Genomic DNA, 12,764 nt, shown 5'->3' with positions numbered 1-12,764 from the left:
TGCAACAGCACCGGCCGGATCGGCTCGATGGTCGCATAGGGCAGCAGCAGTTCGATATTGCCGCCGCGGTCTTCCATGTCGATGCGCAGCCGCACCAGGATCGCAGCGTTGGCGGGCCGCGAGATCGCGGCGAAGCGCGGAATGGTTTCCAGCCGGTAGATGGTGAAGGTCACCGGCGACAGCGGCCGGAAGGCCTGCTCGGCATCGGCCAGCAACACTTCGACCAGCCGCTTGACGAGATTGGTCTCTATCGTGGGGTAGGGACGCCCCTCGATGCGCAAGGAAGTCTGGCCGCGGCGGCCGCCCAGCAAGACGTCGATCATGGAATAGATCAGGCTCGTATCCACCGTGGCGAGACCGAAATTTTCCCATTCCTCGGCCTTGAACACGCAGAGCACCGCCGGCAGCGGGATCGAATTCATGTAGTCGCCGAACCGCACCGAGGTGATGCGGTCGAGCGAGACTTCGACGTTGTCGGAAGTGAAATTGCGCAACGACGTGGTCATCAGCCGCACCAGGCGGTCGAACACGATTTCGAGCATCGGCAGACGTTCATACGACACCATCGCTGAATCGATGATGGCGCGAATGCCGGAATTCTCGTCGAGATGGACTTCGCCAACGCTGAAGCCGAGCAGGTTGTCGATTTCTTCCTGCGACAGAACCCGCTCGCCGCCGCCGTTCTTGCTGCCGTTGCCATTGAGGTCGCGGCCGCCGTCTTCGACCATCGCCGCCCACTGCTCGGCCATCGTCCCGGTCAGTTCGTTTTCGGCAGCCGCCTTCGCCGCCTCAACCGGATCCTCTGAATCCAGCGAAGCTTCCCATTCGGCGGCAATGGCGTCCTGATCGACCTGTTCGGCAGACATCTCGTTAAATCCACTTCCTCACTGAACGAGGATTTCCTTGAACAGCACGGCGCTGACCTGGCCCGGCGAAATAGCCGCGTTGACGCGCTTGGTCAGTTCTTCCTTGAGGCGAAACATGCCGATCGACCCGTTGAGATCGGAGGCGCGCAATTCGCGCAGGTAGGTCTGGAACATGTCGCTGACGCGCGGCAGCGTCGGCTTGATCTGCTCGATCTGCTTCTCGTCCTTCACTTCGAGCACGATCTTGGCCTTGAGATACTGCACGCGCTCGCCGGGCTGCCCGGCAAGGTTCACCAAAATCTCCGGCACATCGATAAAGGACGGCGGCTTCGGTGCCGGCGCCTCGGCGTGCACTTCCTCATGGTGACGGAAGAACATGAACCATGTTCCGCCGCCGACCACGACGAGCAGCACCGCGGCAATCGCGATCAGCTTGATCTTGCTCTTCGGTTTCGGTTCGCCGGCGGCGCCGTCTTCCGATTCATTGTCTGCCATCGCCTGCCCGTCCGAAAATTTGGGAAGAGCTCAATGCCGCCAGGCAGGTCCAGACGCGATACGATTCTGCCAGCGCCCCAAGGCCCTGTTGGTTAACAATTAGTTCGCAATGGTTAACGGAACCTTTCATTCGCCCGCCAGCTAGGAAAATTCTGCCGGCCCAACATGGTCAACAGAACCTTTCTGCCGCCCCCGGCGTTGGGGTGAAAAACGCCAACCATTTGTAAAATATACCGAAATCGACTTGGCACGGTCTTCGCTACTAACACTGCGAACCGCGGCTTGGGAGAGCTGTGCGGTTCGCAGGATCCGCGGCCAGCCTGGGAGGGCGAACCGGGGATCAAAGGGGAGATCGACGATGGAGAATGTGAGTCTCATCGGACTTTCGCGGCAGATGACGCTGGAGCGCCAGCTCGATGTCGTCGCGAACAATGTCGCCAACGTGAACACGACCGGCTTCAAGGCCGACAAGTCGATGTTCGAGGAATACCTGCGCAGCGGCGCCCGCGAAAACAACTTCGTCGGCCGCGACCGCAATGTCTCGTTCGTGCAGGACCGCGCCACGCTGAAGGATTTCTCGCAGGGGCCAAGCGAGCCGACCAAGAACCCGCTCGACGTCGCCATCGACGGCGACGCCTTCCTGGTGGTGCAGACCCCGAACGGCCCGCGCTACACCCGCGACGGCAGCATGCAGATCAATTCGCAGGGCCAGTTGGTGACCAAGACCGGCAACCCGGTGCTCGGGACCTCCGGCCCGATCGTGTTCCAGCCTGGCGACAAGGACATCAACATCGCCGCCGACGGCAACGTCACGGTGCTCGAAGGCGTCAACCGCATCGACTCGGTGCGCGGCAAGCTCCGCATGGTCTCGTTTGCGCAGGCGCAAAAGCTGCTCAAGGAAGGCTCCAACCTGTATTCGGCCGAAGGCGCGCCGCCGCAGCCGACAACGACGTCGAAGCTCAACCAGGGCTTCATCGAGAAATCCAACGTCAACTCCGTAATGGAGATGACCCGGATGATCGACGTTACCCGTGCCTACACGCAGATCTCGGCGATGCTGCAGCAGCAGACCGACATGCGCAAATCGGCGATCGAAAAACTCGCCGACGTTCCGGCCTAAGGAAACACACCCATGCGCGCTCTTTACACCGCAGCGACCGGGATGGCGGCCCAGGAACTCAACGTCCAGGTCATCTCCAACAACATCGCGAACATGCGCACGACCGGCTACAAGAAGCAGGTCGCCTCGTTCCAGGACCTGATCTACGACCACGTCCGCCGCGTCGGCGCGCAGGCCTCCGACCAGGGCACCATCATTCCGGTCGGCGTCGATATCGGCGGCGGCGTCAAGACCGTCGGCACGCCGCGGCTGATGACGCAGGGCACGCTGGCGGCAACCGGCGGCGACCTCGACATCGCCGTGCGCGGCGAAGGCTTTTTCAAGATCCAGATGACCGACGGCACTTTCGCCTATACCCGTGACGGCTCCTTCACCACCGACCAGACCGGCCGCATCGTCACCTCCGCGGGCAACCCGGTGCAGCCGACCATCACGGTGCCGGCGGCGTCTTCCGGCCTGACCATCGCAGCTTCCGGCCAGGTCTCGGTCACCGTCGCAGGTTCGACCACGCCGCAGGTGCTCGGCACGATCAGCCTGACGCGCTTCATCAACAAGGCCGGCCTGCTGTCGATCGGCGACAACCTGTTCACCGATACGCCGGCCTCCGGCGCGCCGCAGGACGGTGTCGCCAATGCCGACGGTTTCGGCGATCTGCAGCAGCGCAATCTCGAACAGGCCAACGTCGAAGTCGTGTCGGAAATCTCCGACCTGATCGCCGCCCAGCGCGCCTACGAGATGAACGCCAAGGTGATCAGCGCGGCCGACCAGATGCTGCAGTCCACTTCCGCCATGTTCCGCTGAGGAGGATGACCATGAAGTTCCGTTCGCTCCTGCTCGCCACCACCCTGCTCGCTTTCGGCGCCACCGCCGTACTCGGCCAGAGCCGCAACGAAGTGCTGGCCTCGCCGGTACTGCGCGCCAACGTCACCGTCTCCAGCGACGTGGTGCGGATCGGCGACGTCATCGACAATGCCGGCCCGGCCGCGCCCATCGCGATCTACCGTGCACCGGATCTCGGCACTGTCGGCTCGCTGCCGGTCGCCAAGGTGATCGCCGCATTGCGCGCGCATCAGGTGATCGGCGTCGATACCCGCGAACTCACCGACATCACCGTCACCCGGCTGTCGCGCAGCCTGGACGGCAAGGAGATTGAGAACCAGGTGGCGCTGGCGCTGGCGCATCGCAACGGCCTCGGCGACGCCGCCAACCTGACGTTGACCTTCGACCGCGACGTGCAGACGATGCAGCTCGATGCCGCGACATCCGGCGCGCTGGAGCCGGTCGCGACCCGCTTCGATGCCCGCAGCGGCCGCTTCGACATCACCTTCGCGATCGGCAGCGACACGGGCGCTTCGACCAAGCTGCGCTTCACCGGCACCGCGGTCGAGACCGTCGAAGCCGCCGTGCTTGCCCGCTCCGTCGACAGCAAGGAAGTGCTGAAAGCTTCCGACGTCGTCATCGAACGCCGCCCCAAATCCGAAGTCGGCAATGATGTCGCCAGCCGCGATCGTGCGGTCGGCATGCAGGTGCGTCGCCAGCTTCGCTCCGGCCAGGCGCTGCGCATCGCCGATCTCGCCAAGCCCGATCTGGTGACGCGCGACCAGGCGGTGACGCTGGTCTACGAATCCTCCGGGCTCTATCTCACGATCCGCGGCAAAGCGATCGAGAACGGCACCGAGGGCGACGTCGTCAACGTCATCAATCTGCAGTCCAAGCGCACGGTATCCGGCGTCGTGGTCGGCCGCGGCCAGGTCGCGGTGGCGGTCCCCGGCCCGCGCCTGCCGCCGACCGAGAAGCTGTCCGACAAGGTCTCCCAGGCTGCCGCCCCGGTCGCGATCGCCGCCAATGAATCCACAGTGTCCCGTAAAGCCGAGTAATGTTGATGTACCCATCCAACCGCGTTGTTCTGCTCGCCACCCTGCTGACCACCACCGTGCTGTTCAGCGGCTGCTCGTCGATCGAGCGGCTGTCGGCGATCGGTGAAAAGCCGGCGTTGACCGCGATCGAGAATCCGGTGGCGCAGGCCGGCTACAAGCCGGTGCAGATGCCGATGCCGAAGCCGGAAGTGGCGTCGTACAACGCCAACTCGCTGTGGCGATCGGGCTCGCGCGCCTTCTTCAAGGACCAGCGCGCGCACCAGATCGGCGACATCCTCACGGTCACCGTGAACTTCACCGACAAGGCCAACATCGCCAACGAGACGCAGCGCAGCCGCACCAACAAGGAAGATTCCGGCATCACCGATTTCGTCGGTTCCAAACTGCTGACCGGCTCGGCCGCCTCGGTGCTGCCAGGCCGGCTGCTGACCGCCGACGGCACCTCATCGAGCGACGGCAAGGGCTCGGTGGCACGGCAGGAAAACCTGCAGACCAGCGTCGCCGCCGTGGTCACGCAGTTGCTGCCGAACGGCAACCTCGTCGTCGAAGGCAAGCAGGAAATCCGTGTCAATTATGAAATCCGCGAACTGATCGTCGCCGGCATCGTTCGCCCGGAAGACATCCAGAGCGACAACACCATCGACAGCGCCAAGATCGCCCAGGCCCGCATCGCTTATGGTGGCCGCGGCCAGATCACCGACGTGCAGCAGCCGCGCTACGGCCAGCAAGTCATGGACGTGCTGCTGCCGTTCTAACCTTTCCCGAGCTCCCACACGCGATCGTGCTCCCACGCGATCACGTGTTTCCAACGCGGCCTTCCGTCAGCTCCCCTGACGGAAGGCCGTCGTCGTTTTCTTCCCTCTCCTCTTGTGGGAGAGGGTGGCCGCGCGCCAGCGCGGACGGGTGGGGTAGTGTTTCGCGAAAAGGCCCCCTCATCCGACGCGGACGGAGCCTGTCATCGGGAGGTGCCTTGCGCCAACCCGTTGGTCAGCGCCACCTTCTCCCACCTAGCGAAGCTTCGCTTCGCACGGGGGAGAAGGGACGATGGAACTGCAAATGCGCAGTTCCTCGTGCGAGAGCAGCAGCGAACAGCTACTGGACGCTCAGCGCGACGAAGCGCAATTCGCCTTCGCCGTTCGATACCAGCAGCAGCACCGACTTCTTGCCGTCCTTCTTCAAGGCATCAATGCGCTTCTTGACGTCGGCGGGATTGCTCACCGCCTCCTGCGCGACTTCGACGATAACGTCGCCGGCGGAGAGCCGCTTCTCGGCGGCGTCGGAGCCGTTGTCGACCGAGGTCACGATCACGCCCTTGACGCTGTCCTTGATCTTGAACTTGGCGCGCATCTCCTTGCTCAGCCCGGTCAGATCGAGGCCGAGCGCCTTCTGCGTCACCGGCTTGTCGGCTTCCGGCATCGACTTCACCGAGGCCGGCTGGGGCTTGTCACCGTCATCGAGCCGGCCGAGCGTGACCTGCCTGGTCTCTTCCTTGCCCTTGCGGATGATGGTGACATCGACCGCCTTGCCGACCGCAGTATCCGCCACGATGCGCGACAGATCCTTGGGCTCCTTGACGTCCTTGCCGTCGAACTTGATGACGACGTCGCCGGGCTCGATGCCGGCGGGCTTGGCCGGGCCCTTGTCGTCGATCCCCGCGATCAGCGCGCCGCGCGCGGGCTTGATGTTGAGGCTCTCGGCAATCTCGTCGGTGACCTGCTGGATGCGGACGCCGAGCCAGCCGCGGCGCAGTTCGCCGAACTCGCGCAGCTGCGCGACCACCCCCGTCACCGTCTTCGACGGCACCGCAAAGCCGATACCGATGGAGCCGCCGGAAGGCGAGATGATCAGCGTGTTGACGCCAATCACGTCGCCGTCGAGGTTGAACAGCGGACCGCCGGAATTGCCGCGATTGATCGAGGCGTCGGTCTGGATATAGCTGTCGTAGGGACCGGAGTTGATATCGCGGTTACGCGCCGAGACGATGCCCGCGGTGACCGTGCCGCCGAGGCTGAACGGGTTGCCGATCGCAATCACCCATTCGCCGAGCCGCAGCTTTTCGGAATCGCCGAACTTGACCGCGATCAGCGGCTTGGTCGGCTTGAACTTCAGCACCGCCAGATCGGTCTTCTTGTCGACGCCAACCAGCTCAGCCTTGATCTTGGTGCCGTCGTTGAGAATGACGTTGATCTCGTCGGCGTCGGCGATGACGTGGTTGTTGGTGACCACGATGCCCGAGGTGTCGATGATGAAGCCGGAGCCCAGCGAATTGGTCTTGCGCGGCTGCATGCCGCCGTTCTTGTCGCCGCCCGGACCGCCGCGGCGGTTCTTGAAGAAGTCGTCGAAGAATTCCTCGAACGGCGAACCCGGCGGCAGTTGCGGCATGGCGCCGCGCGGATTGTCGCCGCCGCCCTTGCTGTCACCGCCACCCTTGTTGGCTTCCACGGTCTGCGTGGTCGAGATGTTGACCACCGCATCGATCACCTTCTCGGCGACGTCGGCAATCCCGTCGGGACCCCGGGCGAGAGCGGGCGCCGAGAAGGCGGCGACGGCGGTGCCGAGGCAGAGCGCCGTCAACCACGGGCGCAGGCGAATGCTCAAGGCTGGAATCGCGATGGACATGGGACGAACGTCTCCTGAGGGATTCGGAAATTTGACAGTCAGAGTGCGCCCGAACATGGCTTTCGCGCAAGCGGATGGACGCGTGATCCGGTGGCCACCAACGCTGCCGGTGGCGGCGGAAAGCCGGCTACGAGCTTACGATGCCATTGAACGGGTTGGCATTTCTGGAAAATACGAGGGCGCGACCGCGCCTAGCGGCGCACGAACCAGATCAGGATCAGGCCACCGATCGCGGAGCCGATGCCGGCGATCCGCAGCAGATTGTCCGGCGTCGCCAGCGCGCTTTTCATCGCACGGCGCATCCAGCCCGGAAATGCCAGAAACAGGATGCCTTCGAACACGAACAGGATACCGATGCCGATGAGGAAGTCGGCGAAAGCTATGGACCTCATCCGACTTCAACTCCCGAAACGTTCTACCCTGAGCGTTTTTGTAAAAAAATGGGGCGCGCCTCGGTGAAGGCGCACCCCATCCATAGATCAGAGCGGCAGCGAACGCAAAGCGGACGCTGCCACGTCGTTACGGCCTGGCCGCCGCCGCCTTGCCCGTCGGGTTGGCGAAGAAACGGAAGAACTCCGAATCCGGCCGCAGCAGGAAGCGCGTGTCGTTGCTCTTCAGGCCGTTCTCGTAAGCCGTCATCGAACGGTAGAAGGCGAAGAACTCCGCATCCTTGCCGTAAGCTTCCGCGAACAACCGGTTGCGCTCGCCGTCGCCGACGCCGCGCGTGGTTTCAGCGGTGGAGTTGGCGTCGGCGATGATCACCGTGGCTTCGCGATCCGCCTTGGAGCGGATCTCCTGCGCCTTCTGGCCGCCCTGCGCGCGGAACTCGGCAGCTTCGCGCTGACGTTCCGTCTGCATCCGCTGATACACCGCCTGGCTATTCGACTCCGGCAGATCGGCGCGGCGGATGCGGACGTCGACGACGGAGATGCCGTAGCCGTCGGCTTCCTTGTCGAGCTGATCGCGGATCCGGTTCATCAGGCCTTCGCGTTCGTCGCGCACCACCTGGATGAAGGTGACCTCGCCGAGCACGCGGCGCAGCGACGCGTTAAGCAGCGTGGTAAGCTGGATATTCGCCGCCTGGATCGAACCGATGCTCTGATAGAAGCGCAGCGCGTTCTTGATGCGGTAACGCGCGAAGGCGTCCACCACGAGGCGCTTCTGGTCCGACGCGATGACTTCCTGCGCCGGGTTTTCCAGATCGAGGATCCGCTTGTCGATGCTGATCACCGTGTCGATGAACGGCAGCTTGAAGTTCAGACCGGGATCGGTGACCACGCGGACTGGCTCACCGAGCCTGACCACGAGGACCTGTTCGGTCTGTCTCACGGTGAAGATCGAGCTGTAGCCGACGATAATGACGGCGAGCAGCACAATCAGTGCAACGATACCTGAAATTCCGGACTTCATCGGGTGCTCCCGCTCTGCTGTTGCGGCTGCACAGGTGTCGCCGGGGGCTGACGCCGCGGCGTCAGCTCATTCAAGGGAAGATAGGGCACGACGCCTTGCGCGCCGGCGCCGCCGTCATAGACCAGCTTCTCGGCGCCGCCGAGAATCCGCTCCATGGTTTCCAGATAGATGCGCTGGCGGGTCACGTCGGGCGCCTTCTTGTATTCGTCGTAGACGCTGAGGAAGCGCGCGCTCTGGCCCTTGGCCTCGGCAATCGCCTGTTCCTTGTAGCCTTCGGCGACCTGCAGGATCTGCGAAGCCCGGCCGCGCGCATCGGGAACGACACGGTTGGCATAGGTCTGGGCTTCGTTCTGCAGACGCTCAAGATCGGCGCGTGCCGCCTGGACGTCACGAAACGCATCGATCACCTGGGCCGGCGGATCGACTTTCTGCATCTGCACCTGTTGCACGAGAACGCCGGCGCCGTAGCCGTCGAGCGTCTTCTGCATCAGTTCCTGAACGCCGGCTTCCGTCGTGGTGCGGGCGCCGGTCAGGATCGGCTGAATGTTGGCACGGCCGACCACTTCGCGCATCGCGCTCTCGGCCACCGCTTTCACGGTGCCCTCGGGGTTCTGGATGTTGAACAGGAAGTTGCCGACACCGTCCGGCTTGATCCGCCACAACACGGTGAAATCGACGTCGACGATGTTCTCGTCGCCGGTCAGCATCAGGCTCTCTTCGGGCACGTCACGCATGGTGCGGCCACGGCGGGTGGGATCCTCGATCAGCGACATGCCGATGCTGAGCGTCGAGACGCGCAGCGCCTTCGGCAACAGCACGGTCTCGACCGGGTACGGCAAATGGTAGTTCAGGCCGGGCTGCACGGTGCGGACATGCTTGCCGAAACGCAGCACCACGCCAAGCTCTTCGGACTGCACGCGGAAGAAGCCGGACAGGCCCCAGATCACAAGCGCCGCGCCGAGAACGAGGGCGATGCCCATGCCGCTGACGAAGCCGCCGGGCAGCAGCGACTGCAGGCGGTCCTGGCCGCGGCGCAGCAGATCCTCGAGATCAGGCGGTCGGGGGCCAGTTGACTGCGGGCCGGATCCCCATGGTCCCTTCGGACCAGAGCTCCACGGGCCTCCGCCTTGATTCTTCCACGGCATCAACAATCTCCTCTGCGCGGACCGGAAACCGGCCTCGCCACATCTGGATGGCTTTATAGGGGACAGACCCGGTCGTTACAACGCGGGGGCAGGCAGGCTCGAACTAAGCGCGAAGTCCTGAAAGTCAATGTTAACAGGCCTTAACGCGTCTCGCGCGCACCATGCCGACGATATGTCACATAGGAGAAATCGACGCTGTCCTCGCCCGCGGCAGCGTTGCGGACGCGGCCGACCTCTTCCCAGATCGCGGTGTGGATCGGCGCGAAATACGCGTCACCCTCGGGTTTGGCGTGGACTTCGGTGATTTCGAGCCGGTCGGCGGCGTCCATCCATTGCGCATAGATTTCGGCGCCGCCGATCACGGCGATCTCGGTGGCCGAACGCCGCAGCGCATCGCCGGAAGCCACCTCGCGCGCCGCCGCAAACGAGGTCGTCACCACGGCGCCGGCCGCGCGGTAGTCCGGGTTTCGGGTGATCACGATATTGGTCCGCCCGGGCAACGGCCGGCGCAGCGACTCGAAGGTCTTGCGGCCCATCACGATCGGCTTGCCCATGGTCAGCGCCTTGAAGCGCTGCATGTCGGACTTCAGCCGCCACGGAATGGCATTGCCCTGCCCTATCACGCCATTCTCGGCGACGGCAACGATGAGGACAATGGCAGGACCGGGTTTGTTAGTTGCGGTCACACTGCAACCTCGGCCTTGATGTGCGGATGCGGGTCGTAGCCCTCCAGCGTGAAGTCTTCAAAGCGAAACGCGAAGATGTCCTTCACGTCCGGATTGATCTTCATCAGAGGCAGCGGTCGCGTCGGGCGCGTCAGTTGCAGACGCGCCTGCTCGAGATGGTTGGAATAGAGATGCGCGTCGCCCAGCGTGTGAATGAACTCGCCGGCCTTGAGGCCGGTGACCTGCGCGACCATCATCGTCAGCAGCGCGTAGGACGCGATGTTGAAGGGCACCCCGAGGAACACGTCGGCGGAGCGCTGGTACAGCTGACAGGACAGCTTGCCGTTCGCGACATAGAACTGGAACAGGCAGTGGCACGGCGGCAGCGCCATCTTGTCGACGTCCGCCGGGTTCCACGCCGTCACGATCAGCCGCCGCGAATCCGGGTTGCGCTTGATCATCTCCACGACATTGGCGATCTGGTCGATGCTGCGGCCATCGGCCGCCGGCCAGGAGCGCCACTGCGAGCCATAGACCGGACCGAGATCGCCGTTGGCGTCCGCCCATTCGTCCCAGATCGAGACGCCGTTATCCTTGAGATATTTGATGTTGGTGTCGCCGGCGAGGAACCACAGCAACTCGTGGATGATCGCCTTCAGCGGCAGCTTCTTGGTCGTCAGTATAGGGAAGCCGGCTGCCAGGTTGAAGCGCGTCTGGTGGCCGAACACCGACAGCGTGCCGGTGCCGGTGCGGTCGTGCTTTTCAGCGCCGTCGGCGAGGATGCGTTCGAGCAGGTCGTGATACTGGTTCATGGTCAATTCTGCAGGCTTGCGGGCCATCGAACGTAGCGTCCGGGCCGGCCATTCGACACGGCGATTCCTGCTTATACCCCGAAAAATGCACATCGGGTCGGCAAACGACAAGGGGCCGGATTTGCACCCGGCCCCTTGAAATCACGCAGTTTTATCCGAAATGGATCAGTTCGCCGCCGGCTTCAGCACGGCCGACCACTTGACGACCTCGGCCTTTACCAGCTCGGCCAAGGCGGCTTGGCTGCGGCCTTCCATCTTGGGAATGTCGGAACCCAGATCAAGCAAACGCTTGCGGACGTTCTCGTCATCCAGCGCCTTGGCGGCGGCGGCGTTCAGCTTGGCGAGGATCGGCGCGGGCGTGCCCTTGGGCGCGAAGATCGCGTTCCAGGCCGAGACCTGGTACTTCGGCAGGCCGCCTTCGGTGGTGGTCGGCAGGTTCGGCAGCGACGCATTGCGCTCAGGGGTGGCGACCGCATAGGCCTTGATGGTGCCGCCATTGATCTGCGGCACGGCGTTGACGATCTGGTCGCACATATAATCGACCTGGCCGCCGACCAGCGCGTTCATCGCCGGTCCGGTGCCGTTGAACGGCACGCCGATCGGCTTGATCTCAAGCACCGAGCTCAGCAATTCGCAGGACGAGTAGGACACCGAGCCAACGCCGGCATGGGCCATGTTCATCTTGTCGGTGTTGGCCTTCACGTAGGAAACGAATTCCTTGAGGTCCTTGGCCGGAAAATCCTTCTTCGCCAGGATCAGGATCGGGGTGCCGGCCAGCAGCGCGACGGGCTCGAAATCCTTCTCGGGGTGATAGGCCAGCTTCGGATACAACGGCACGGCTGCGGCGTGGGTGCCCATGTGTCCGGTGATCAGCGTGTAGCCGTCGGGATTGGCGCGTGCCGCGCGCGTCGTCGCGGTGGTGCCACCGGCGCCGACCACGTTCTCGATGATGATGTTCTGGCCCAGCGTCTTGGCCATTTCAGCCGTGACGATGCGGGCGATGATGTCGGTCGGGCCACCGGCCGCAAACGGGACGATCATGGTGATATTGCGGGTCGGATAGTCCTGGGCCTGGGCGGAAGCGGCGATCGAGCCGAGGCCAGCCAGCGCAAGGCTGGCGGTCGCAAGCGTGCGACGAAGCATATTCATTCAATTTCTCCCCGAAGATTTTCTGTCATCGCCAGCGCGATGCATTCGGGGCAAATCAATACACGCCGCGGCCCGAAGTCCATTCGACTTCGGGCCGCGGCGCAACGACGCAGGCTGACTTTTGGGTCAGCTTTCGGATTCGACGAACACCTCGTCGCGCTTCTTTCGCAGCGCGGGAAGCAGCGCCAGCACCAGCAGGAAAGCCGAGATGGCCATCAGGCTGGCGGACAACGGACGGGTGAAGAACACCGTGCCGTCGCCGCGCGAGATCAGCAGGGCCCGGCGCAGGTTCTCTTCCATCAGCGGCCCCAGCACCATGCCGAGCAGCAACGGCGCCGGCTCGAAATCGTGCTTGATGAGCCAGTAGCCGAGCAGACCGAAGATGCCTGCCAGCACCACGTCCATCGGTGCGTTGTTCACCGAATAGATGCCGATGCAGCAGAAGATCACGATCGACGGGAACATCAGCCGGTACGGCACGCGCAGCAGGCGGACCCAGATGCCGACCAGCGGCAGGTTGATGACCAGCAGCATCAGGTTGCCGACCCACATCGAGGCGATCATGCCCCAGACCAGTTCGGGCTGCTTCTGCATCACCTGCGGACC

General features: G+C 63.8%; 14 protein-coding genes. 4 read left to right on the top strand and 10 right to left on the bottom strand.

Annotated elements, in window-relative coordinates; all coding sequences use genetic code 11:
- Together fliM and fliL are read right to left on the bottom strand one after the other, a co-directional pair.
- The coding region (gene fliM, locus JWQ24_RS14385; protein WP_299809103.1) for a flagellar motor switch protein FliM at nucleotides 1-866 on the bottom strand (866 nt) is incomplete at its 3' end.
- Nucleotides 867-884: 18 nt separating this feature from the next.
- Nucleotides 885-1,361: a flagellar basal body-associated protein FliL gene (gene fliL, locus JWQ24_RS14380; protein ID WP_299809100.1), complete on the bottom strand. Its 477-nt coding sequence runs from the start codon at nucleotides 1,359-1,361 to the stop codon at nucleotides 885-887.
- 358 nt (nucleotides 1,362-1,719) lie between these two features.
- On the opposite strand from fliL, the gene flgF reads away from it, so the two are divergent.
- From flgF to flgH, 4 genes are read left to right on the top strand one after another with little or no spacing between them, the layout of a single operon-like run.
- The gene (gene flgF / locus JWQ24_RS14375; protein ID WP_299809097.1) at nucleotides 1,720-2,481 is read left to right on the top strand and encodes a flagellar basal-body rod protein FlgF; all 762 of its coding nucleotides are present in this window, start codon (nucleotides 1,720-1,722) and stop codon (nucleotides 2,479-2,481) included.
- A gap of 12 nt (nucleotides 2,482-2,493) precedes the next feature.
- Entirely contained in the window at nucleotides 2,494-3,282 is a 789-nt protein-coding gene (flgG, locus tag JWQ24_RS14370) for a flagellar basal-body rod protein FlgG (RefSeq protein WP_299809095.1), read from the top strand.
- Between the two features lie 11 nt (nucleotides 3,283-3,293).
- Nucleotides 3,294-4,358: a flagellar basal body P-ring formation chaperone FlgA gene (gene flgA, locus JWQ24_RS14365; protein ID WP_299809092.1), complete on the top strand. Its 1,065-nt coding sequence runs from the start codon at nucleotides 3,294-3,296 to the stop codon at nucleotides 4,356-4,358.
- Nucleotides 4,358-5,113, top strand: a complete 756-nt coding sequence (gene flgH / locus JWQ24_RS14360; RefSeq protein WP_299809089.1) for a flagellar basal body L-ring protein FlgH — start codon at nucleotides 4,358-4,360, stop codon at nucleotides 5,111-5,113. Before flgA ends, flgH begins: the two co-directional genes overlap by 1 nt.
- A 337-nt stretch (nucleotides 5,114-5,450) precedes the next feature.
- Here the strand turns inward: flgH and JWQ24_RS14355 are convergent, their stop codons facing one another.
- The 8 genes from JWQ24_RS14355 to JWQ24_RS14320 form a co-directional block, all read right to left on the bottom strand.
- Nucleotides 5,451-6,977, bottom strand: a complete 1,527-nt coding sequence (locus JWQ24_RS14355; RefSeq protein WP_299809086.1) for a Do family serine endopeptidase — start codon at nucleotides 6,975-6,977, stop codon at nucleotides 5,451-5,453.
- 191 nt (nucleotides 6,978-7,168) lie between these two features.
- Nucleotides 7,169-7,369: a DUF2065 domain-containing protein gene (locus JWQ24_RS14350; RefSeq protein WP_299809083.1), complete on the bottom strand. Its 201-nt coding sequence runs from the start codon at nucleotides 7,367-7,369 to the stop codon at nucleotides 7,169-7,171.
- Nucleotides 7,370-7,496: 127 nt separating this feature from the next.
- Entirely contained in the window at nucleotides 7,497-8,387 is an 891-nt protein-coding gene (locus tag JWQ24_RS14345) for a protease modulator HflC (protein WP_299809081.1), read from the bottom strand.
- Nucleotides 8,384-9,532 carry an FtsH protease activity modulator HflK gene (gene hflK, locus JWQ24_RS14340; protein ID WP_299809077.1) on the bottom strand — a complete coding sequence of 383 codons (1,149 nt, stop codon included), beginning with the start codon at nucleotides 9,530-9,532 and terminating at the stop codon, nucleotides 8,384-8,386. Before hflK ends, JWQ24_RS14345 begins: the two co-directional genes overlap by 4 nt.
- 140 nt (nucleotides 9,533-9,672) lie before the next feature.
- Complete coding sequence (locus JWQ24_RS14335) at nucleotides 9,673-10,218, bottom strand: dihydrofolate reductase (protein WP_299809075.1); 546 nt, start codon at nucleotides 10,216-10,218, stop codon at nucleotides 9,673-9,675.
- Nucleotides 10,215-11,009 (bottom strand): thymidylate synthase, encoded by a 795-nt coding sequence (locus tag JWQ24_RS14330; protein WP_299809072.1) that lies wholly within the window; start codon nucleotides 11,007-11,009, stop codon nucleotides 10,215-10,217. Before JWQ24_RS14330 ends, JWQ24_RS14335 begins: the two co-directional genes overlap by 4 nt.
- 165 nt (nucleotides 11,010-11,174) lie before the next feature.
- Nucleotides 11,175-12,158, bottom strand: a complete 984-nt coding sequence (locus tag JWQ24_RS14325) for a tripartite tricarboxylate transporter substrate-binding protein (RefSeq protein WP_299809069.1) — start codon at nucleotides 12,156-12,158, stop codon at nucleotides 11,175-11,177.
- 126 nt (nucleotides 12,159-12,284) lie between these two features.
- Nucleotides 12,285-12,764, bottom strand: a 480-nt coding sequence (locus JWQ24_RS14320; RefSeq protein ID WP_299809066.1) for a tripartite tricarboxylate transporter permease, incomplete at its 5' end; no start/stop codon positions are given.

The sequence above is a fragment of the Tardiphaga sp. genome (assembly GCF_028290495.1).
In the GTDB taxonomy this organism is placed as follows: Bacteria; Pseudomonadota; Alphaproteobacteria; order Rhizobiales; family Xanthobacteraceae; genus Tardiphaga.
The sequence above is the reverse complement of the archived record's forward strand: the minus strand, read 5'-3'. Positions and strand labels throughout refer to the sequence as shown.